Source organism: Bacillus sp. RAR_M1_44 (genome assembly GCF_020165935.1).
Classification (GTDB): Bacteria; Bacillota; Bacilli; order Bacillales; family Bacillaceae; genus Bacillus; species Bacillus altitudinis.
This window is the reverse complement of the sequence record NZ_JAIUKX010000001.1, coordinates 1,288,879-1,311,414: the sequence shown is the minus strand read 5'-3', so window position 1 is coordinate 1,311,414 and position 22,536 is coordinate 1,288,879. Positions and strand designations below refer to the sequence as shown.

The window sequence follows — 22,536 nt, the reverse complement described above, 5'->3', positions numbered from 1 at the left end:
GTAAGTAAATGAGCCGCTATATCATCAAACGAATGTTATCTATCATTCCTGTATTTCTACTAGCCACACTGTTCACAACTGGCATGATTCATCTGTCACCAGTTGATCCAGCGGAGGCATATTTAGCAGCGGCTCATATTCAGCCTACTGATGAAGTATTAGCCCAAAAACGAAGTGAATTTGGTTTAGATGAACCTTTTTACATGCAGTACCTTCATACGATTGAAAAAGTCGTCCGTCTTGATTTTGGGCGGTCGTATATGACCAATCAGCCTGTGCTTGATGAGGTGATCTATCGAATACCTGCGACGATTCAATTGGCGTTCACTAGTCTGCTGATCGCAATTTGTGTCAGTATTCCACTGGGCTTTTTCAGCGGCTTGAGAAAAAACGGCGTTGTAGATCATATGAGCCGGATGATTTCTTTCCTAGGAGCATCTATCCCGACCTTTGTTTTGGGGTATTTGCTCATCTTCTTTTTTTCAGTGAAACTCGATCTTTTACCTGTTGAAGGTGTTGGTACATGGGAACATCTTGTACTGCCATCCATTACACTGGCTGTGCCGTTAATTGCGATGTATACGAGATTATTGCGAGCGAGTGTGAGTGAGACGCTTCACGAGCCTTTTGTTCAATATGCGAGAATGAGAGGGTTAAAGGAACAATCGATTATGTTCAAACATGTCTTCAGAATGGCGATATCACCGATGCTGACAGGACTTGGCGTGAATCTTGGCAAGCTGCTCACAGGGACTATTATTGTAGAGGCTGTTTTTTCATGGCCTGGATTTGGACGATTTTTTATTGAAGCAATCTTTAACCGGGATCTGCCGGTCATTCAATTTTATGTGTTGATGGCGGCGTGTATCTTTATCTTAAGCAGCTTGATAGTGGATCTTCTTCAGCTGCTCATTGACCCCCGTATTTCTAGAAAGGAAGGCCGCCAGCCATGATGACAAAAGTAAAACACCTCTTCTATCATCAAAAGATGATCTCGATCTGTGTGGTGCTGCTCGGTCTCCTGCTCATTGTGACGATATGTGCACCATTGATCGCTCCGCATGACCCAGCGGCTGTCAATCTTGCAATGAAGCTAAAGGGTTCTTCATGGGAGTATCCTCTAGGCACCGACCAATTGGGAAGATGCAATTTATCTCGTATTCTATATGGTGCTCGTATTTCACTAGGCTGTGCGTTGTTAATCTTTGTTTCCTCTCTATCTATCGGTTTAATCGTAGGGCTGATTTCTGGATATAAAGGCGGCTGGATCGATCACGTATTGATGAGATTGTGCGACGGGGTCATGGCATTTCCGAATTTGGTACTGATTCTTGGATTAGTCGGTATTTTTGGACCAGGGCTTTCTCAAGTGGTGCTGGCTTTGATGCTTGTGCAGTGGGTGTATTACGCTCGCGTCTTTCGAGGGATGGTCCTTAGTTTAAAAGAACAAAACTTTATTGCAGCTGCGAAGATTAGTGGTACTTCCCATTGGAATATCATGAGAAAGCATATGATTCCGAATGTACTGCCGCCACTCGCAGTTGTGGGCACACTTGAAATGGGCTGGGCGATTATGGACATTTCAGCCATGTCTTTTCTAGGCTTAGGGGTTCAGCCGCCTACGCCTGAATGGGGAGCGATGATCCATGAAGGAAAATCTTATATTCAAACAAATCCTCAGCTGATGCTTTATCCGGGTCTTGTGATTATGGCTGTGGTCATTCTATTCAACTTACTGGGAGAAGCCCTTTCAGAGAAATATGGCATCAAACGTCGTGTGTAAAGGAATGAGTCAGTTGGAAGAGTCTATTTTAAATATAGAGAACCTGCATGTGCATACGAAAACGCCGCAAGGAACCATTTCTCTCGTTCAGGAAATAGCATTTGAGGTAAAGCACGGTCAAATTGTTGGATTAATTGGTGAGAGCGGATGCGGAAAAACGGTGACAAGTATGTCGATCTTAAACATGCTTGATCGAAAAACAACGGATGTGACTGGCAGTATCACTCTACAAGGTCGAGAATTGATTGGTTTGAGTGAACAGCATATGCGGTCTATTCGTGGCAAAGATCTCTCATATATCATGCAAAATCCAATGAATAGCTTTACGCCTGTATGGACGATTGGACATCAATTGATTGAAACAATCCGCCGGCATACAGCTGTCAGTAAAAGGCAGGCACGGGTCCAGGCAATGAAAGCCTTAGAGAAAATGAACCTGCCGCATCCAGATCAATTACTGAGTAAGTACCCTTTTGAATTAAGCGGGGGGATGCTCCAGCGTGTCATGATTGCTATGGCTGCCTGTATGCATCCGCCTCTGATCATCGCAGATGAACCGACAACCGCATTAGATGTACACAATCAGAAGCTGGTGCTTGAGCACTTGAATCAAATTCGTCATGAATACGGAACGGCGATTTTGCTCATTACCCACGATCTTAGTGTGATTGCGGAAATGGCAGACGAGGTCGTGGTGATGAAACAAGGAAAAATCGTTGAAAAGGCTGAAGTTCTTGAGCTTTTTGAACACCCGAAGCATGATTATACAAAGAAACTTTTAGCAGCTCGTCCATCCATTCCAGCTGTTTGCCCGATTTGAGGTGAAAACCGTTGCATTTAATAGAAGTGAAAGCAGTGAGTCATTCATATGGCAACCGATCGTTTATGATGAGGACAAAAGGGAGAACCCCTGTCTTGAAAAACGTCCATTTGACCATTGAAGAAGGCACTTGTCTTGGATTATTAGGTCAAAGTGGTGCAGGGAAAAGTACACTCGGCCGCATCATCCTTGGACTAGAGAAGCCGAGTAGCGGACAAGTTCTGTTTGAAGGTCAGGATATCATTCGTGCAGATCAGCGGACACATCAGCATTTCCGCCGACATGTACAAGCGGTATTTCAAGATTCATATTCAGCGGTGAATCCAAGGTGGACAGTGGAACAAATCTTATCTGAGCCGCTTGAAAACTATGAACCAATGACCCGAAAAAAACGTCAGCATATACTGATTCACTGGTTAGAAAGAGTAGGGCTCAGTGAGCAGGATTTGTCCAAGTACCCATACCAATTTAGCGGCGGCCAGCTACAGCGGATCAACATCGCCAGAGCACTGGTGCTTCAGCCAAAGCTCATTGTGCTGGATGAATCAGTCAGTAGCTTAGATATGGTTACGCAGGCAGTCATTTTAGATTTGTTAGTCGAATTAAAGAAAGAGCTGAAGCTTGCATACTTATTTATCACACATGATTTGACAGCGGCCTATCATTTAAGTGATCAATTAGCGATTCTTGATCAGGGTGAGCTTGTGGCTCAGTTTCAATCGAAGGATGATTTCTTTATATCAGAGCACGAAGCTGTGCTGAAAATGAAGGAGGCAACGCTCGCCAGTCACCCTTTGTCCCGAACGATTGGTAGGCCGCTTCGTTAACTTTTTCATTCCCTCAATGCCTCTTTTAGGAGAGGCTATTTTTCACGAAAGGCAGGTGGCATCGATGAACCATCGAGCATATTTAGCTTTGGCTATCCCTTTAACCATTTCAACGATGACCACGCCATTACTCGGTGCTGTCGATACAGCAGTTGTTGGACAGCTTGCCAATCCCGCTTATATAGGGGGCGTCGCAGTCGGCAGTCTCATTTTTAGTACATTGTACTGGCTGTTTGGCTTTTTACGGGTAAGTACATCTGCTTTTGCTGCCCAAGCAAACGGAGCGCAGAATAAGGAGCAGGGTGTTCTTGCTTTTCTAAGGCCTTTTTTGCTGGCTATTATCGTCGGGCTTTGTTTTATTGCTCTTCAATGGCCCATTATTCAATCCGCATTATGGATCATCTCTCCTGCTGCTGATGTGCGCCAACATGCAGCGGACTATTTTCATATTCGGATCTGGGGAGCGCCATTTACCTTGATGAATTACGTCATACTCGGCTGGCTGATGGGGATGGCAAAAATGAAAGAAGCCCTTTCTTTACAAATTTTGATCAATGTCATGAATATGATCTTGGCATTGATCTTAGTTCATGCGTTTTCTTTTGCCGTCAAAGGTGTGGCAGCGGCGACTTTGATTTCTGAACTCACTGCTTTTGTGTTAGGGGCCTGGATCATCTTGAAGCATACGTCAAACGGTTTTCGGATGCCGTCTATCCAGCAGGTGATGGACACACGTGCAGTAAAGAAAATGTTTCATGTGAATAAAGACTTATTTATCCGAACGATCTGTCTGCTTGTTGTGATCAACATGTTTACAGCAAAAGGAGCTTCTTTCGGAACAGAGCAATTGGCGGCGAATGCCATTTTATTTCAAATTCACTATATCATGGCCTATTTGTTCGATGGATTTGCCAATGCGTCCAGCATCCTTGTCGGTAGATCAGTAGGTGCGAACGACCGAGCGCTTTATGATAAAACTTTAACCCTTTCGAGACAATGGGCAGTTGTGATGGCATGTGTCATTGCGGCAGGTTACTTTTTCTTTAAAGTACCGATTTTGAGCCTGTTTACAAATTTGCCTCAGCTTCTTGATGTGACACTGCAATATGCCGATTGGCTCGTTCTTTATCCGTTTGCTGCTTGCTTTGGTTTGGTGATGTATGGTGTATTCACAGGTGCGACAGAAATTGCTCCTGTTAGGAATTCAATGCTCTTTGCGATGATTTTGTTTGTGGCTGTTCAAGCGGCAGTCATTCCGATATGGCACAATCACGGACTATGGTTTGCCTTTATCATTTATACTTTAGGGCGGTCAGGCTTTTTGATGATGTACAAATCGAAGCTGGATCAAAAGCTTTTCCTGCATGAAAAACACCCTTTGCAATCATGAGAAAGGGTGTTGTTTGTCGTCCATTTATTCGCCTTCTTTTTTCACCTTTTGGTACGCTTCATCGAGATGCTGAATTCGCTTCAAGACAACAGCATTTTTCGTCAATTGGTCCTGCACAAGTGTAGAAACCACCGAACGATAATAAGCGTTCATGGCATGAATCTTGTCTTCATGTTGATTCATGGCAATGTGCTGTTTTAAATTGTCGATAAAGTATGGAACGGAAAAAAGTTCAGACATGGAAATCACTCCTATTTCGTATATACGGTCCGTCAATCTTCATGTAAAATGATGAGAGGGAGGGGAGACAATGAGCCTTAAACTGCAACAAGAACTAGTATTAAAGCAGGTACTCACGCAAGAACTCAGGCAGGCGATTACGCTGCTACAATTGAATTGTGCAGAGCTGGGTGAGTATCTGGATCAGTTAGCGCTTGAGAACCCTCTGATTGAGCGGAAAGACACGGACAGCTATCAACCAGTTTATCATAAAAGAACGCAAGATCGAATGACAGAGCCGTATCGTACGCATCAAAAAGAAAGCCTGCAAATGTATTTAAAGAGACAGGCCATTGATTTGAATTTAAGTGAAAAGAATCAAAGGATTTTTCAATTTATGATTGAGTCCATTGATTCCAATGGCTATTTAAATGAACCGATTGACCAAATGGCCGCTGCTCTAGGGGCTTCGGCAGAAGAAGTAGAAGCTGTTCTTCATCAGCTTCAATCATTAGATCCTGCCGGTATTGGCGCTAGATCATTGCAAGAATGCATTCTGCTCCAGCTTAGACGAAAAAAGGATCGCTGGTATGAAGCAGAGCTGATCATCGAAGGGCATTTCTTTCTTTTCGCAAGGAAGGCTTGGAAGGAAATCGCAGCTAAAACAGGTATGCCGTTGAAAACCCTGCAAGCCATACAAGATGAGGTGTCGCTTCTCGAACCAAGACCAGGCCTTCATTTCTCTTATGAAGAAGAGGATGTGTATATAGAACCAGATGTGTTGATTACAGCTGCGGGAGGTCACATCACATTCGAGCTGAACCAGCGTGCTTTTCCGGACATTGAAATGAATGAAGGGTATTTCGCCATGATTCAAGATCAAAAGCGTCATGAAGCATACACGTATCTAAAGGAAAAGCAGCAGCAGTACAATTGGCTTGTTCAAGCGCTGAAGCAGAGAAAACAAACGATGACAAATGTCGTTCGTGAGATTATCTTACAACAGACTGATTTTTTCCTGACAGGGAAGCATAAAATGAAACCGCTTACGATGAAGCGGATTGCAGATATATTACAAGTGCATGAGTCGACAGTGAGTCGAACAGTCAAAGGGAAAATGGTGCAGACCCCTTACGGATTAATGGAAATGAAACAGTTTTTCCAAGCGAAACTAGAAGGGCATTCGCTCGAAGAAGCATCCAGCTACACAGTGAAGACCCACATTGCGGAGCTGATTCAATCAGAAAATAAGAAAAAACCGTATTCGGATCAGCAAATCATGACGCATCTTCAGCAAACCTTTGGTATCCGCGTCTCTCGCAGAACCATTGCCAAATATCGTGAACAAATGAACCTTCCGTCTTCCACGCTGCGGAAGCGATATGATTAAAAAGAAGCACATGCCAGAAACAATGGCATGTGCTTCTTTTTTGATGAGTGGAAGAGTGATAGAAGATTTCTTGAGAATTGAAAAAAGGGAAGACGTGTGATCTGAATTTTGGGGTAAAGTATAAGATAGGGCATGAGCCGATAGGGTAGACAACAGTGATGAGGTGAGACCAATTGAAATATAAACAAATCAAAACGAAAAAAATATATGAAGAAATTGCGGACGCATTAGTCGAATCCATTCGAACGGGGGAGCTTCTTCCAGGCGAAAAATTAGACTCGGTTCAAGCACTTTCTGAAAATTTTCAAGTCAGCCGTTCCGCTGTGAGAGAGGCGCTGTCCGCTCTGAAAGCGATCGGATTAATAGAGATGAAGCAAGGAGAAGGCACATATGTGAAGCAGTTCGATCCTGAGCAGCTCACATTTTGTTTATCTCCTGCTTTTTTGATGAAGCAGCAGGATATCGCACAGCTTCTTGAAGTGAGATCAATCATTGAATCAGGTGCTGTCAAAAAGGCAGCATTGCTGCGGACAGACGATGACCTCCATCGACTACATGAGGCACTAGAACAAATGAAGCGTGCAGAAGCGCATAAAGAAATTGGTGAGGAGGCAGACCTCACATTTCATCTTGCCATCGCTAAAGCCTCAAAGAATCATTTACTGGCGGCGTTAATGAATCAGGTCTCATCCTTATTAATGGAAACGATGCGGGAAACGAGAAAAATCGTGTTATTTTCAAGAAAAGCGTCCATACGTCAGCTTTACAAAGACCATGAACGTATTTATCAAGCTGTCATGGACAAGCAGCCAGAAGAAGCGGAGAGGGCGATGCTTACACATTTGGAAAAAGTAGAACAACTTCTTGGTGATGTGCTGCAAGAACAAGAAGGAAAGCCAGATATACAATAAGCTGTGCCGCATAACGGCACAGCTCTATTATTGAAGAGAAATATGCAGCTTTTTCATTCGATATTGCAAACTTTGCCTGCTCATGCCCAATATCTTTGCAGTCTGTGAAATATTGTCGTCCATTTTATTTAAGTAATGGACGATGTATTGTTTTTCAAATCGTTCCATTTGGGTTTGGAAATCAGTCGTATGTTCTGAGCTCGTGTAGACGAAGGTATCAGCTGCAGCTGTAGGCTGCACCGGACTCATCTGCATGTGTTCACTAGGATGACCTTCTCCTTGCTTGAATCGGAAATGGTAAGGAAGGTGATGCAAGCTTAAGGATGTTTCGTCCATCATCATATTCATCCCAGCTTCAATCACATGCTCCAGTTCTCTTACATTGCCCGGCCAATGATACGTTTGGAACAGGGCAAGTACCTCTTCATCAGCCGCCTTCACATTCATTTGAAACAGTTCATTATATTTTTGAATAAAATGCATGACAAATGTGGGGATGTCTTCTTTTCGCTCAGAGAGTGGCGGGATAAACAAGGTGACAATGCCAAGCCGGTAAAATAAATCCTTTCGCATCCGTCCACCTGCGATCGCATCTACAGGGTCCTCATTCATATTAGCAATCACTCTCACATCAATGGCGATTTCCTTTGTACTGCCTAACCTTCTTACACGTTTCTCTTGCAAGACGCGCAATAGTTTTGCTTGAAGAGCTGGGTGTAATGAGTTGATCTCATCTAAAAGCAGTGTACCTCCTTGCGCTTGTTCGAATAGACCGGGCTGATCTGTTGCCCCTGTAAAAGCCCCTTTTTGTGTTCCAAATAGCAGACTTTCAATCAGGTTATCAGGCAGTGCTGCACAATTCTGCGTAATAAATGGTCCAGATGAACGGCTGCTGCCATTATGAATGCTTTGTGCAAATAGCTCTTTCCCCGTCCCTGTCTCACCAACAATCAGCACATAAGAAGAGGTACGTGTGGCTCGTTTCGCATGTTCAATTACTTCTAAAAAGGCAGGACTTTCCCCAATGATTGAATCAAATGTAAAGCGTGTGTTTCCTTTTTTCTTCATATTGTGGTGAATGAGCCGTTCCAGTTTCGTGACATCATTCGAAATTTCAACTGCCCCTTGAATCAAACCGTCTCGAACGAGCGGGTATGTATGGTTAATCGTTGTGATTTCTTTTCCATTGTAGTTGTGATACGTCTGCTTTGCATGAACCGTTTGTTTCCCGGTTCGCAGCGCTTGGACAAGTGTACTGTGCATCTCATCCTGAAAAACAAAGAGGTCTAAGACATTTTTATAAAGGACATCAGAACGTTTTAAAGATTCGATCTCCATCATTTTTTTGTTATAAACAATGGTATTGCCATTTTCGTCAATGGCGTGAACCCCAACATCAATTAAATCGAGCATTTGTTTATATAGATCAATCTCATTTTCGAGCTTTGCGGTATGCTGATCTTTTTTCACTTGCGCCACCTCCAGACATTACCTCTATTTTACATGAAAAATTTTGCGGTTTCCTTTAAATAATTTTGCATATGCAAAATTATTTTGCTTTAAAGATGAGCACAATCCTAGGCACAGAGCGATCACTAAGTTGGCATGATCCTTGCATAACATAAGAGTGAAGATAAACCCAATCAAAAGAGGCAAGCTTATAGAAGGAGGAATACACGATGACACAGACAAAAGCATTGATTCATCAAACAGAACAATACGGTGCGGCGAACTATCATCCGTTGCCAATTGTGATTTCAGAGGCTGAGGGAGTGTGGGTGACTGATCCTGAGGGCAACCGCTACATGGATATGCTCAGTGCATATTCTGCAGTGAACCAAGGACATCGCCATCCCCGCATTATTGAAGCGCTTAAAACACAAGCTGACCGCGTGACACTCACATCAAGGGCCTTCCATAATGATCAGCTTGGCCCATGGTATGAGAAGATTTGCAAATTAACGAATAAAGAGATGGCATTGCCGATGAATACAGGAGCAGAGGCTGTGGAAACGGCGATAAAGGCAGCGAGACGATGGGGCTATGATGTCAAGGGTATCGAAGAGAATCGGGCAGAAATCATTGCATGTACCGGGAATTTTCATGGTCGTACAATGACGGCTGTGTCACTTTCTTCGGAAGCAGAATATCAAAGAGGTTTCGGTCCGATGCTTCCAGGCATAAAGCTCATCCCTTATGGAGATATTGAGGCGTTACGCGAAGCGATCACTCCGCAAACAGCAGCTTTTCTCTTTGAACCGATTCAAGGAGAAGCGGGCATTGTCATGCCGCCTGAGGGCTTTATAAAAGAGGCAAAAGCGATTTGTGAGAAGGAACATGTGTTATTGATCGCAGATGAAATTCAAGTGGGCTTAGCGCGGACTGGCAAGATGTTTGCATGCGACTGGGAAGACATTGAGCCGGATATGCTGATTCTTGGTAAAGCACTTGGCGGTGGGGTATTCCCGATCTCATGTGTTGTAGCAAACCGTGATATTTTAGGTGTATTTAATCCAGGGTCTCACGGGTCTACCTTCGGCGGGAATCCTCTTGCGTGCGCAGTATCACTTGCTGCACTAGATGTGTTAATCGATGAGAAGCTTGCCGAGCGTTCATTGGAGCTAGGGCAATATTTCAAAGACAAACTGTCACGCATTCAAAGTCCTGTCATTAAGGAAGTCCGCGGGCGTGGACTATTTATTGGGATGGAACTGACTGAGGCAGCTAGACCTTATTGTGAGAAGCTCAAGCAAGAGGGGCTGTTATGCAAAGAAACCCATGAGACAGTGATTCGATTTGCACCGCCGCTTACCATTTCAAAAGAAGACTTGGATTGGGCAATCAATCATATTGAATCATTGTTTCAAGCATAAATGATCAAGGGGAGAATCCTTCAAATTCTCCCTTTCTCTTTCAATGAACGGCGAATTTTGTCAAAGGTTGATGAATAGAAGAGTGAAAGTGGGGAAACGGATTTGAAGCCAGAACAGCATAATGAACTAGAGCGTTCCATGAAAAGCAGACATCTCTTTATGATTGCCTTAGGTGGGGTCATCGGAACAGGCCTTTTCCTTGGATCAGGACTCATTATTCATCAGGCAGGCCCAGGGGGAGCCATTCTTTCGTTTATCATTGGCGGGTTGCTCATGTATTTGGTCATGCTCTGTCTTGGTGAATTAGCAGTGGCGATGCCGACAGCCGGTTCCTTTCAAGAGTATGCAACCAAATATATAGGTCCGTCCACAGGCTTTATGATCGGCTGGCTTTATTGGTTTAGCTGGGCATGTACAATTGGACTGGAGTTTACATCAGCAGGTATTCTACTCCAAAGGTGGTTCCCAGATATCCCTGTTTGGCTTTGGTGTCTTGCATTTAGCGTGATTTTATTTGCCGTGAATGCCATCTCAGCTCGTAGCTTCGCTGAAACAGAGTTTTGGTTTTCAGCCATCAAGGTTGCTGCGATCTTATTGTTTATTATCATTGGAATTGGCGCAATTTTCGGAATGATTCACTTGAAAGGTGGGGAACCAGCCCCTCTATTTCGTCATTTGACGGATCATGGTGGACTTTTTCCTAATGGTGTTTTTGCGATTTTATTAACCATGGTCACAGTCAATTTCTCCTTTCAAGGAACAGAGCTTGTAGGGATTGCAGCAGGGGAGAGTGAAAGTCCAGAAAAAACACTCCCGCGCTCTATTCGGAATATTATTTGGCGGACGATGGTCTTTTTTGTTTTATCGATTGCGGTTCTTGCAGCGCTTCTGCCATGGCAGACCGCCGGCGCAGTGGATAGTCCGTTTGTTGTGGTGTTGGACAAGGTCGGCATACCATACGCTGCAGATATCATGAATTTTATTATCATTACAGCCGTCTTATCTGTAGCGAACTCTGGATTATATGCATCATCACGTATGCTTTGGGCTCTTTCAAAAGACGGGAAAGGACCTGTTTTCACGAAAAAATTATCCAAGCGTAAAATCCCGATCAATGCCTTATTGGTGACAATGGGTGTATCCGCTCTATCACTGCTTACGAGTGTTGTAGCACCAAAAACGGTATATGTCTGGCTCATCTCCATTTCGGGTATGGTGCTTGTCGTGGTTTGGATGTCGATTTGTTTATCCCAATACTTCTTTAGGAGACAATTCATAAAAGAGGGCGGAGATGTAAAGGATCTTGTCTTCCGAACGCCTTTTTATCCATTTGTGCCATTAGCAGGCTTTATCGCATTTGGCATTGTTCTTATCAGTTTATTCTTTATTGAGGATCAGCGGATTGGTCTTTATTGCGGAGTTCCATTTATGGCCGCCTGCTACATCATTTACTACCTCAAGATTAAACCGAAGGAAGATGCGAAACGATTTAATGAAGAGAAAGAAACGATACCGAAAACATAAGCAGGCGGCTTTTGACCGCCTGCACCTTTTCAAAGACAAATGCATTCAATATAGAAGAAAATAAATAGTTTTAAAAAAATAAAATGGCGGAAAGCTAGATGACAAGCAGGTTATCGGTCAAAATGTGTCTATTTTTTGTCTAAATGTGTTTGTAAGAGTTGAAAATGCAAGATTATCCTGTTAAAATAATTAAAGAAAGCAGGGATTGATTTTTTTTGGCTGTGGCGGGACGTTTTTTGTCACAGTGGGACGTTTTTAGTCCAACGTGAAAAGAAAGGGTCGTTAGCCATGAATCGTTTATTGGAAGCTCAAAAAAAATTATTACCAGATCTTCTCACAGTTATGCAAAAGCGCTACGACATTTTGCAGTACATCAGATTAGCTGAACCAATTGGTCGCAGAAGTCTTGCGACAAGTCTTGGTCTGAGTGAACGTATCTTAAGAGCTGAGGTTCAGTTCTTAAAGGAACAAAATCTGCTGGATGTCAAAACGAGCGGTATGATGCTGACGACTGAAGGTCATGCTTTGCTTGAAATGCTTGAAGGAATGATGAAGGACGTTTTAGGTTTAACCTTTTTGGAAAATACATTAAAGAGGAAATTAGGCCTGGAAGAAGTCATCATTGTTTCTGGTGACAGCGATGAATCCCCGTGGGTGAAGCAAGAAATGGGAAGAGCTGCTGTCCAGTGTATGAAAAAAAGGTTTACTGGAAATAATATCGTCGCCGTCACTGGCGGAACGACGATGGAAGCTGTTGCCGAAATGATGACCCCTGATGCCAAAAACAGAGACATGATGTTTGTCCCTGCGAGAGGCGGTCTTGGGGAGAATGTAAAAAATCAGGCAAACACCATTTGTGCCCACATGGCTGAAAAAGCTTCCGGTACTTACAAACTGCTGTTTGTTCCAGGACAGCTGTCAGAAGGTGCTTACTCTTCCATTATTGAAGAGCCGTCCGTCAAAGAAGTGCTTCAAACAATTAAATCATCCACGATGCTCATTCATGGAATCGGTGAAGCAAAAACAATGGCGATGAGACGAAACACACCCGCTGAAGATTTAAAAAAGATTGATGAGCATGACGCAGTGACAGAGGCTTTTGGCTATTACTTTAATCGTGATGGCGAGGTCGTCCACAAAGTGCACTCCGTCGGCATGCAGCTAGATGATTTAGAAAGCATTCCACACATCATTGCTGTTGCAGGTGGATCATCAAAGGCTGGGGCCATTGAAGCTTATTTCAAAAAACCCCGCCGAACGGTTCTCGTCACAGACGAAGGAGCCGCAAAAGAGTTATTAAGGGAGTCAATCGATCCCTCAATATAAAACATTGTGACCTATAAAAGGAGGAAACATCATGGCAGTAAAAGTCGGTATTAACGGATTTGGACGTATTGGACGTAACGTATTTCGTGCAGCATTAAACAATCCTGAAGTTGAGGTAGTAGCGGTTAACGATCTAACAGACGCTAACATGCTTGCACACCTTTTACAATATGACTCTGTTCACGGAAAACTAGATGCAGAGGTTTCTGTAGACGGTACGAACTTAGTAGTAAACGGTAAAACAATCGAAGTATCAGCTGAGCGTGACCCTGCGAAATTAAGCTGGGGTAAACAAGGCGTAGAAATCGTTGTTGAATCTACTGGATTCTTCACAAAACGTGCAGACGCTGCTAAACACTTAGAAGCTGGCGCTAAAAAAGTTATCATCTCTGCTCCTGCTAACGAAGAAGATATCACAATCGTTATGGGTGTAAACGAAGACAAATACGATGCAGCTAGCCACGATGTCATCTCTAATGCATCTTGTACAACAAACTGCTTAGCTCCATTTGCAAAAGTACTTAACGATAAATTTGGTATCAAACGCGGTATGATGACAACTGTTCACTCATACACAAATGACCAACAAATTCTTGATCTTCCGCACAAAGACTACCGTCGTGCTCGTGCAGCTGCGGAAAACATCATCCCAACTTCTACAGGTGCTGCGAAAGCTGTTTCACTTGTATTGCCTGAACTTAAAGGTAAATTAAACGGTGGCGCTATGCGTGTTCCAACACCTAACGTTTCTTTAGTTGATCTTGTTGCTGAATTAAATCAAGATGTGACAGCTGAAGACGTAAATGCAGCACTTAAAGAAGCAGCTGAAGGAGAACTTAAAGGAATCCTTGGCTACAGCGAAGAGCCATTAGTATCTGGTGACTACAATGGTAATGCAAACTCTTCAACAATCGATGCTCTTTCTACAATGGTAATGGAAGGCAGCATGGTGAAAGTCATTTCTTGGTACGATAACGAGAGTGGATATTCTCACCGCGTTGTTGACCTTGCAGCTTACATTGCAAAACAAGGTCTTTAATTTCTCACACTGAAGGAACTCACTTGGTTCTTTCCTAGAGACACGATATAATGAAGACGGACAAGGGAAGGGGAAGCATCCCTTTCCCTTTTTCTCTGTATTTATCCGTTCTGCACGATTTCTCGTTTTGATGAGGGCAAAATGGGAAAAGGATAAAGAGAGACTTGTCCAATGCGTAAGGAAACCAGAATAAAGGAGGATCTCCTGACGAGCATGAATAAGAAATCAGTAAAAGACATTGACGTAAAAGGTAAAGTTGTGTTCTGCCGCGTAGATTTTAACGTTCCAATGAAGGACGGAAAAGTGACGGATGATACTCGTATTCGCGCAGCATTACCAACGATTGAGTATTTAACAGGACAAGGCGCAAAGGTACTACTAGCTAGTCATTTGGGTCGTCCGAAAGGTCAAGTTACTGAAGAACTGCGTCTGACACCTGTAGCAAAACGTCTGCAAGAGCTTCTTGGACAAGAAGTGAAAAAAGCAGATGAAGCTTACGGCGACAACGTGAAAAAGCAAATCTCTGACTTAAAAGAAGGAGATGTGCTAGTGCTTGAAAACGTTCGTTTCTATCCTGGTGAAGAAAAGAACGATCCTGAATTATCAAAAGCGTTTGCTGATTTAGCCGATGTGTATGTCAATGATGCGTTCGGTGCTGCACACCGTGCACATGCATCCACAGCTGGTATTGCAGCGTATCTTCCGGCTGTTTCAGGCTTCCTCATGCAAAAAGAGCTTGAGGTTCTAGGGAAAGCCATTTCAAACCCTGATCGCCCATTTACAGCGATTATCGGTGGCGCAAAAGTAAAGGATAAAATCGGTGTAATTGAAAGTCTTCTTGATAAAGTGGACAACCTGATCATCGGCGGCGGACTTGCTTATACATTTGTCAAAGCACTTGGCCACGAAGTAGGGAAATCTCTATTAGAAGAAGACAAAGTAGATTTAGCGAAATCCTTTATGGACCGTGCAAAAGAAAAAGGCGTGAACTTCCTGATTCCAACAGATGTTCTGGTAGCCGACGACTTTTCAAATGATGCGAATACAAGCATTGTGCCAATCTCTGAAATTCCAAGTGATCTAGAAGCACTTGATATTGGAACAGAGACAAGAGAGAAGTATGCTGATGTCATTAAAAACAGCAAACTTGTTGTCTGGAACGGACCAATGGGTGTATTTGAAATCGATGCATTCGCTAAAGGAACAAAAGCAATCGCAGAAGCACTGGCAGAAGCAAAAGATACATATTCTGTCATTGGTGGTGGAGATTCAGCAGCAGCTGTTGAGAAATTTGGTCTTGCCGATCAGATGAGCCATATTTCTACAGGTGGCGGCGCTTCACTTGAATTTATGGAAGGCAAAGAACTTCCAGGTGTGACTGCATTAAACGATAAATAAGACCAAAACTGCTATAAGGAAGTGTCAATCATGAGAAAACCAATTATAGCTGGGAACTGGAAGATGAACAAAACACTTGGTGAAGCTGTAAGCTTCGTTGAAGAAGTCAAGTCATCTATTCCATCTCCTGACAAAGTGGAATCTATTGTCTGTGCACCAGCCCTTTTCCTTGAAAAGCTGAACAGCCTTTCTAACGGAACAGACCTTAAAATTGGTGCGCAAAACATGCACTTTGAAGAAAATGGTGCATTCACTGGTGAAATCAGCCCTGCTGCGCTTAAAGATCTTGGCATCGGCTACTCAGTGATCGGTCATTCAGAGCGCCGCGAATTCTTCGCTGAAACAGATGAAACAGTGAACAAAAAAGCACATGCTGCATTCAAGCATGGCATCGTTCCAATCATCTGTGTAGGTGAAACGCTTGAAGAACGTGAAGCAGGCAAAACAAACGAACTTGTCGCTGATCAAGTGAAGAAAGCACTAGCTGGTTTAACGAAGCAGCAAGTCGCTGAATCTGTCATTGCCTATGAGCCAATCTGGGCGATCGGTACAGGTAAATCTTCTACAGCGAAAGATGCAAACGATGTTTGTGCGCACATTCGCCAAACGGTTGCAAGCGAATTTGGTCAAGAAGCGGCAGACAGCCTTCGCATTCAATATGGCGGAAGCGTGAAACCTGCGAATATTAAAGAATATATGGCAGAATCCGATATTGACGGTGCTTTGGTAGGCGGCGCAAGCTTAGAACCTCAGTCTTTCGTTCAATTATTGGAGGAAGGTCAATATGAGTAAGAAACCAGCTGCATTAATCATCTTAGATGGATTCGGTTTAAGAGGCGAAACAGTCGGTAACGCTGTTGCCCAAGCAAAGAAACCGAACTTCGACCGCTACTGGAACGAATTCCCGCATCAAACCTTAACGGCTTCAGGTGAGGCAGTGGGCCTCCCAGAAGGTCAAATGGGGAACTCTGAAGTTGGGCATTTGAACATCGGTGCAGGACGCATCGTGTACCAAAGCTTAACAAGAGTGAATGTGGCCATTCGTGATGGGGAATTTGAGAAAAACGAAACGTTCCTAGATGCAATGACTTATGCAAAAGAAAATGACAAGGCGCTTCATTTATTCGGTCTCTTGTCAGACGGCGGTGTGCACAGCCACATCCAGCATCTTTTTGCCTTGCTGAAACTAGCGAAAAAAGAAGGCTTAACAAAAGTATACATTCACGGCTTCTTAGACGGACGTGATGTTGGTCAGAAGACAGCGAAAGTGTACTTAAAACAGCTTGAAGAACAAATCAAAGAAATCGGTGTCGGAGAAGTCGCAACACTTTCTGGACGCTATTACTCAATGGACCGTGACAAGCGCTGGGATCGTGTGGAGAAAGCATATCGCGCGATGGCGTATGGTGAAGGCCCAAGTTATCAAAACATCTATGATGTCGTTGATGACTCCTATGAAAATGGAATCTACGATGAGTTCGTTATTCCATCTGTCATTACGAGAGAAAATGGTGAGCCGGTTGCAAAAGTAAACGACGGCGACTCTGTGATTTTCTATAACTTCCGTCCAGACCGTGCGATTCAAATTTCAAACACATTCACAAATGAAGATTTCCGCTCGTTTGACCGCGGGGAAGCACATCCGAAGGATTTACACTTCGTCTGCTTCACACACTTCAGTGAAACGGTAGATGGCTATGTGGCTTTCAAACCAGTGAATTTGGATAACACAGTAGGAGAAGTACTTTCTCAAAATGGATTGAAGCAGCTGCGGATTGCTGAAACAGAGAAATATCCTCACGTGACGTTCTTTATGAGCGGTGGACGTGAAGAAGAATTTCCTGGAGAAGACCGCATCTTAATCAATTCACCAGATGTCGCAACCTATGACCTCAAGCCAGAAATGAGCGCTTATGAGGTAAAGGATGCGCTTGTTGCAGACATCAATGCGGACAAGCATGATGCGATCATTCTGAATTTTGCTAACCCAGATATGGTGGGGCATTCAGGTATGCTTGAGCCAACAATCAAAGCCATTGAAGCAGTAGATGAGTGCTTAGGAGCTGTAGTCGACGCAATCCTAGCAAAAGGCGGACATGCCATCATCACGGCAGACCACGGTAACGCAGACGTGCTCATTACCGAAGAAGGAAAGCCGCATACTGCACATACAACGAATCCTGTGCCAGTCATCGTAACGAAAAAAGGTGCGACGCTTAGAGAAGGCGGCATTTTAGCTGATCTATCTCCAACGCTTTTAGACTTACTTGGACTTGAAAAACCAAAAGAGATGACAGGAACATCATTGATTCAAAAATAACAAATTGATTCAAAAGGAGAGAAATAACGATGCCATACATTGTTGACGTATATGCACGCGAAGTATTAGACTCTCGCGGTAACCCAACAGTTGAAGTAGAAGTTTACACAGAATCTGGCGGCTTTGGCCGTGCACTAGTACCAAGTGGTGCTTCTACTGGTGAATATGAAGCAGTAGAACTACGTGACGGAGACAAAGACCGTTACCTTGGAAAAGGTGTTTTGACAGCTGTAAACAACGTAAACGAAATCATTGCACCAGAGCTTTTAGGCTTTGATGTAACAGAACAAGTAGCGATCGACAAAATGTTAATCGAACTTGACGGAACAGAAAACAAAGGGAAATTAGGTGCAAACGCAATCCTTGGCGTATCTATCGCTGTAGCACGTGCGGCTGCTGATTTCTTACAAATTCCACTTTATCAATACCTTGGTGGATTCAACTCCAAAACGCTTCCAGTACCGATGATGAACATCGTCAACGGTGGAGAGCATGCGGATAACAACGTAGACATTCAAGAATTCATGATTATGCCTGTAGGTGCTCCAAACTTCCGTGAAGCACTTCGCATGGGCGCACAAATCTTCCATAGCCTGAAATCTGTATTAAGCGCAAAAGGCTTAAACACAGCTGTAGGTGACGAAGGTGGATTCGCTCCAAACCTTGGTTCTAACGAAGAAGCACTTCAAACAATCGTAGAAGCGATTGAAAAAGCTGGTTTCAAACCAGGTGAAGAAGTGAAACTTGCGATGGATGCTGCATCTTCTGAGTTCTATAACAAAGAAGACGGTAAATATCATTTATCAGGTGAAGGTGTTGTGAAAACATCTGCTGAAATGGTTGACTGGTATGAAGATATGGTATCGAAATACCCAATCATCTCAATCGAAGACGGCCTTGATGAAAACGACTGGGAAGGTCACAAACTATTAACTGAGCGTCTTGGCAGCAAGGTTCAGCTAGTAGGAGACGACTTGTTCGTAACAAATACGAAGAAGCTTTCTGAAGGAATCAAAAACGGCGTTGGTAACTCAATCCTCATCAAAGTAAACCAAATCGGTACATTAACTGAAACATTTGATGCAATCGAAATGGCGAAACGTGCAGGCTATACAGCTGTTATCTCTCACCGTTCTGGTGAAACAGAAGACAGCACAATTGCAGACATTGCAGTTGCAACAAACGCTGGACAAATCAAAACAGGTGCTCCGTCTCGTACGGACCGTGTGGCGAAATACAACCAATTACTTCGCATCGAAGATCAATTGGCTGAAACAGCTCAATACCACGGCATTGCTACATTCTATAACTTGAATAAGTAATGTAAAGTAACGCGCTGCGTGCGCTCTTTTGAAAAGAGCGTATCGCAGCGCTTTTTTTATGTTGAAATAAAGACGCAAAGCTGGCTCAAGCGAATAGGCTCTGCTTCCTTTGTCATATCCTATTTTTGTAAAAAATCATCCTTCAGTCAGAGGCGAAACGATGAGCTTGACGATTTATAAGCAATAAATCATGAAAATTCTTCTAAAAATATGATCTGAATTGAACTTATGCTATTTGCATGGGGGTGGTATCATTTTACATATATTAGGGGGTGATGAGATGCTGAATCCTTTTAGCCTTCGTTTTCCAGTAGGCGTGTACATGTATGTCCTTCACCTACTGGCGGCATATGATGAAAGGAAGCAACGAATTCTAACTTCTAAGAACGTACAGAAAAATGCATTTTGGATTTATGTCCTTGCCGCTATCTTAGGCATTGTGACAGCTGCAGCTTTGATTTGGGCATGCAAAACATTTGGAAAAGGCTCGAAATTTTTAGGAGAGTTCAAGTTTTTAGGCCTGTATATTAAAATCAAATGCGGCTTCTAACAAATGGTGAGAACAGATGCGAGGTCATCTGTTCTATCTGAAATAAATGGAGGGACATGATGCTGACATTACACTTAACAGAAAAAACGTATAGCCGCACCTTTTCTCTCCGCGATATTCAGTTAAATGTAGAGAAAGGACGTATGCTTCTGCTTTTGGGGCATAATGGGGCAGGAAAAACCACGATGATTCAGTCTATGTTTGGCCTGACACCATTTACGGGTGTTGTCTCTTTAGATGGTAAACAGCTGAATTTTCAATCCTCAGCACATATCTCCTTTTTGAAAGAACATGTTTCCTATATTCCTGATGATCATGCTTTGTTTGATTATTTAACGCCGAGAGAATATTTTCATTTACTCCAGCTTCCAGACAAACGAAATGGACCTCGAGAAGAGGCCTTCGTCGATCTGTTTGAGCTGAGACCTTATATGGATCAGCCAATTGCCCAGCTGTCTCATGGCAATCAAAAGAAAACCCAAATCATTTCACAGCTCCTTAGGTCTTGTGATTATTATGTATTCGACGAGCCTACAAATGGACTTGATCCAGATATGATGATCATCTTAAAAAAGGTGCTCATGAAGCTGAGAGATCAAGGTGCAGGCATTCTTATTTCTACCCATCATTTGGGCTTTGGTGAGACATTGTATGACCACCTTATGATCTTAAGAAACGGTGATATCAAGCTGGATATGTCACGTCAAGAAACAAACAAAACATTCCCTCATCAATCACTTGAGGGTATTTATAAAGAAGTGAATCAAGATTACTATATGCAGGTGGAGAGGTTGCTCAATGACTTGGACACGACACGTTCTTCATAAAATAGAATGGGGCATGCTCACAACGAAAATCAAGCAGCTCGGCAAAAAATATCCTTTGCAGCTTCTCGCCGCAGCTGTTTTTTTATTGCTGATCTACGCCATATACGTTGTCATGAGCCTGCGTTTTTTTATGCAAGTAGGGGAGAGCGAACCAGTTGCTTTATACCTTCAATTTGTGAAAATGACCCTGCTGCTTTTGGGAGCAGGTATTGTCTTTTCCCGTCATAAAATGAAGCGTCAAGAGTATCAGTTCTTCTTTTTGAATAGTGCGATGCAAAGTGTCTCATTTGTCCTTTGTGTGTATTTCTTTCCAGTGCTGTTTTGTTTCATCATGCTTGGTCTGCTTTTTTTACCCATCCTATTAGGACTGATCATTAGCGGCGTTACACTATCTTTGTATTGGATCATTGTGGTAGCGATCACTTTCTGTGGATTGGCGCTCTATACGCTTGCTTCTTGGATGCTGATACGAATTGGTGTGAGCCATTTTATATCAAAAACAAAAGAGCATTTACTGCTGCAAACGATTGGATTTGTGACGCTCGGTGCTTTCGTGTTTCTCCTTTTTCAAAAAGCGGTTGAGATGATTCACGTATGGCCGTCTATCTATCTTGTATTTCTGATGATCTTTCTATGTGCAGGGTGGTTTTGGCTGAAAGGCTTGGCGGCTTGTTATGTCAATCGGATGTTTTTGCAGCTAAAGGTAGAGGTGAAGTCGTTTTCTTACCAAAAAATCAGATCGGATTCTTCATTTTTCACACATCTGCGGCAGGAGCTTGTTTATTTTAGCCGATCAGCTGTGTTTAAAGAACAAGGTATTTTGTTCCTGTTTCTTGTCTGTTTCACGATAGGTCTCCCATTCATCTTTACTCCGGCAGAGACTGGCTGGCTGTTTGCTTTTATTGTGCAGTTTGCCTTAAAGGAGATCCTTATTATGCTACCGCTCATGATTGGCAGGGAATATCATCTCCATCAGCGAGCCATTTTTATGTTAAATACATCAAAGGGTGCCTATTTATTATCAAGAATTTTATTTTATTACACAATGAATATATTGATTTATTTTGTCTATATCGGGCTTGCTTATTTCATGATTGGGGTTGAAAGTGAAGGGCACGGTTTGGCGAGTTTGTCCATTTTATTGATCACTGTCATGGCGGCATGTGTCGGGTTTGTCGTGAAGATTAGTGATTTTAATAAACTGTTTGTGATCGTGATGATGATTGCTGTGTTTAGTATGTTGGATATGCTTTTAGTCCAGTGGCTTTCTGCAAATACCCAGCTGCTCTCAACTGCCTATATGGCTTGTTCAGCCGCATTCTTCATCTTCATATATGCTGCCATGCTAAAGAGGCCGATTGTGCGATGATGACGCTTTTATTTTGCTTAATAGCCGTTGTGCTCATTCATGAACTCGGTCATATCCTGATGGTGATGGTGTGCAACAAAATCGAAAAAAGACCCATCTTTGATTATGTGGTAATGATCGATTGGAAGCACGTGTCGATTGTCCATGAGAAATTTTCACGGCCGGGTTTTAATGTGATGGTGGCACTTGCAGGTCCTGTGTTTCCAGTGATCTGCTCGGGTGTGCTTTTCTTCATGTGGAGGCATCCATTGACGCATCCATTGCTGCTATTTTCTTTATTAAATACAGTAATGCTGCATCCAGCTTGCCCAGACGGGAAAAATATCATCGCCAGTTTAAAAGAGATGAAAGGAGAGAACTAAATGGTTAAAGTATTTCATTCGTTTTCTAGCGGCTTAACGCTTGCGATGCTTTATGTGTTTGCTGTGTTTATGACACCAGTATTTTTAATGCTGCTAGAGGTTCATCATGTTGAATCAAGTCCAACTCTATTTGGTATGCCATTTTATATCATGAAAATTGAACAGTATCAATTCAGCTCAGAGGCAACGCTCTTTGGGTGCGTGGTCTGTTTTTTAGCGGGTGCCGCTCTCTACTTCTTGATTCAATATATGATTCATGCAGTGAAAAAGAGAAGAACATAAAAAA

Annotated in this window: 22 protein-coding genes; 20 read left to right on the top strand and 2 right to left on the bottom strand. The window is 43.0% G+C overall.

The genetic code is table 11. The features are described 5' to 3' along the window. Nucleotides 1-8: 8 nt before the first annotated feature. The 5 genes from nikB (at nucleotide 9) to LCD34_RS07145 (ending at nucleotide 4,820) form a co-directional block, all read left to right on the top strand. Nucleotides 9-953, top strand: a complete 945-nt coding sequence (nikB, locus tag LCD34_RS07165) for a nickel ABC transporter permease subunit NikB (protein ID WP_048001972.1) — start codon at nucleotides 9-11, stop codon at nucleotides 951-953. After that, nucleotides 950-1,783: a nickel ABC transporter permease subunit NikC gene (gene nikC / locus LCD34_RS07160; RefSeq protein ID WP_224558720.1), complete on the top strand. Its 834-nt coding sequence runs from the start codon at nucleotides 950-952 to the stop codon at nucleotides 1,781-1,783. Before nikB ends, nikC begins: the two co-directional genes overlap by 4 nt. Before the next feature lie 4 nt (nucleotides 1,784-1,787). Then, on the top strand, nucleotides 1,788-2,603 hold the full coding sequence (gene nikD / locus LCD34_RS07155) for a nickel import ATP-binding protein NikD (protein WP_224558719.1): 816 nt from the start codon (nucleotides 1,788-1,790) through the stop codon (nucleotides 2,601-2,603). Nucleotides 2,604-2,614: 11 nt separating this feature from the next. Further along, nucleotides 2,615-3,430, top strand: coding sequence for an ABC transporter ATP-binding protein (locus LCD34_RS07150; protein WP_224558718.1), 816 nt, complete (start codon nucleotides 2,615-2,617; stop codon nucleotides 3,428-3,430). 64 nt (nucleotides 3,431-3,494) lie between these two features. Further along, nucleotides 3,495-4,820 (top strand): MATE family efflux transporter, encoded by a 1,326-nt coding sequence (locus tag LCD34_RS07145; protein ID WP_224558717.1) that lies wholly within the window; start codon nucleotides 3,495-3,497, stop codon nucleotides 4,818-4,820. Nucleotides 4,821-4,844: 24 nt separating this feature from the next. On the opposite strand, the gene yvfG is transcribed toward LCD34_RS07145, so the two are convergent. After that, on the bottom strand, nucleotides 4,845-5,060 hold the full coding sequence (gene yvfG / locus LCD34_RS07140) for a protein YvfG (RefSeq protein ID WP_008347725.1): 216 nt from the start codon (nucleotides 5,058-5,060) through the stop codon (nucleotides 4,845-4,847). A gap of 70 nt (nucleotides 5,061-5,130) precedes the next feature. Between yvfG and rpoN the strand changes: the two genes are divergently transcribed. After that, the gene (gene rpoN, locus LCD34_RS07135; protein WP_224558716.1) at nucleotides 5,131-6,429 is read left to right on the top strand and encodes an RNA polymerase factor sigma-54; all 1,299 of its coding nucleotides are present in this window, start codon (nucleotides 5,131-5,133) and stop codon (nucleotides 6,427-6,429) included. Between the two features lie 173 nt (nucleotides 6,430-6,602). Then, complete coding sequence (locus LCD34_RS07130) at nucleotides 6,603-7,340, top strand: FadR/GntR family transcriptional regulator (RefSeq protein WP_212046952.1); 738 nt, start codon at nucleotides 6,603-6,605, stop codon at nucleotides 7,338-7,340. A 27-nt stretch (nucleotides 7,341-7,367) separates the two neighbouring features. On the opposite strand, the gene LCD34_RS07125 is transcribed toward LCD34_RS07130, so the two are convergent. Then, nucleotides 7,368-8,810 carry a sigma-54 interaction domain-containing protein gene (locus LCD34_RS07125; RefSeq protein ID WP_079920163.1) on the bottom strand — a complete coding sequence of 481 codons (1,443 nt, stop codon included), beginning with the start codon at nucleotides 8,808-8,810 and terminating at the stop codon, nucleotides 7,368-7,370. Between the two features lie 209 nt (nucleotides 8,811-9,019). On the opposite strand from LCD34_RS07125, the gene LCD34_RS07120 reads away from it, so the two are divergent. The 13 genes from LCD34_RS07120 to LCD34_RS07060 all read left to right on the top strand — a co-directional run bounded on the left by LCD34_RS07120 (nucleotide 9,020) and on the right by LCD34_RS07060 (nucleotide 22,532). Continuing rightward, nucleotides 9,020-10,213, top strand: a complete 1,194-nt coding sequence (locus LCD34_RS07120; RefSeq protein ID WP_025207994.1) for an ornithine--oxo-acid transaminase — start codon at nucleotides 9,020-9,022, stop codon at nucleotides 10,211-10,213. A gap of 138 nt (nucleotides 10,214-10,351) precedes the next feature. Further along, nucleotides 10,352-11,737 (top strand): amino acid permease, encoded by a 1,386-nt coding sequence (locus LCD34_RS07115; protein WP_046527456.1) that lies wholly within the window; start codon nucleotides 10,352-10,354, stop codon nucleotides 11,735-11,737. 288 nt (nucleotides 11,738-12,025) lie between these two features. After that, complete coding sequence (locus LCD34_RS07110) at nucleotides 12,026-13,063, top strand: sugar-binding transcriptional regulator (RefSeq protein ID WP_008347711.1); 1,038 nt, start codon at nucleotides 12,026-12,028, stop codon at nucleotides 13,061-13,063. 31 nt (nucleotides 13,064-13,094) lie between these two features. Continuing rightward, nucleotides 13,095-14,102 carry a type I glyceraldehyde-3-phosphate dehydrogenase gene (gap, locus tag LCD34_RS07105; RefSeq protein ID WP_007500174.1) on the top strand — a complete coding sequence of 336 codons (1,008 nt, stop codon included), beginning with the start codon at nucleotides 13,095-13,097 and terminating at the stop codon, nucleotides 14,100-14,102. A 213-nt stretch (nucleotides 14,103-14,315) separates the two neighbouring features. Next, a complete protein-coding gene (locus LCD34_RS07100; protein ID WP_017359212.1) occupies nucleotides 14,316-15,500 on the top strand; it encodes a phosphoglycerate kinase in 1,185 nt (394 codons plus the stop codon). Nucleotides 15,501-15,530: 30 nt separating this feature from the next. Next, nucleotides 15,531-16,292 (top strand): triose-phosphate isomerase, encoded by a 762-nt coding sequence (tpiA, locus tag LCD34_RS07095; RefSeq protein ID WP_017359213.1) that lies wholly within the window; start codon nucleotides 15,531-15,533, stop codon nucleotides 16,290-16,292. Continuing rightward, the gene (gene gpmI / locus LCD34_RS07090) at nucleotides 16,285-17,820 is read left to right on the top strand and encodes a 2,3-bisphosphoglycerate-independent phosphoglycerate mutase (RefSeq protein WP_017359214.1); all 1,536 of its coding nucleotides are present in this window, start codon (nucleotides 16,285-16,287) and stop codon (nucleotides 17,818-17,820) included. Before tpiA ends, gpmI begins: the two co-directional genes overlap by 8 nt. Before the next feature lie 29 nt (nucleotides 17,821-17,849). Further along, nucleotides 17,850-19,142 carry a phosphopyruvate hydratase gene (gene eno / locus LCD34_RS07085; RefSeq protein ID WP_003212752.1) on the top strand — a complete coding sequence of 431 codons (1,293 nt, stop codon included), beginning with the start codon at nucleotides 17,850-17,852 and terminating at the stop codon, nucleotides 19,140-19,142. Between the two features lie 280 nt (nucleotides 19,143-19,422). Continuing rightward, nucleotides 19,423-19,692, top strand: a complete 270-nt coding sequence (locus LCD34_RS07080; protein ID WP_008347702.1) for a hypothetical protein — start codon at nucleotides 19,423-19,425, stop codon at nucleotides 19,690-19,692. A 59-nt stretch (nucleotides 19,693-19,751) separates the two neighbouring features. Then, nucleotides 19,752-20,519: an ATP-binding cassette domain-containing protein gene (locus tag LCD34_RS07075; RefSeq protein ID WP_148779722.1), complete on the top strand. Its 768-nt coding sequence runs from the start codon at nucleotides 19,752-19,754 to the stop codon at nucleotides 20,517-20,519. Further along, a complete protein-coding gene (locus LCD34_RS07070; protein ID WP_224558715.1) occupies nucleotides 20,491-21,888 on the top strand; it encodes a hypothetical protein in 1,398 nt (465 codons plus the stop codon). Before LCD34_RS07075 ends, LCD34_RS07070 begins: the two co-directional genes overlap by 29 nt. Then, a complete protein-coding gene (locus LCD34_RS07065) occupies nucleotides 21,885-22,250 on the top strand; it encodes a hypothetical protein (RefSeq protein WP_019743631.1) in 366 nt (121 codons plus the stop codon). Before LCD34_RS07070 ends, LCD34_RS07065 begins: the two co-directional genes overlap by 4 nt. Continuing rightward, nucleotides 22,251-22,532: a hypothetical protein gene (locus LCD34_RS07060; RefSeq protein ID WP_074041889.1), complete on the top strand. Its 282-nt coding sequence runs from the start codon at nucleotides 22,251-22,253 to the stop codon at nucleotides 22,530-22,532. The last annotated feature ends 4 nt before the right edge of the window (nucleotides 22,533-22,536 follow it).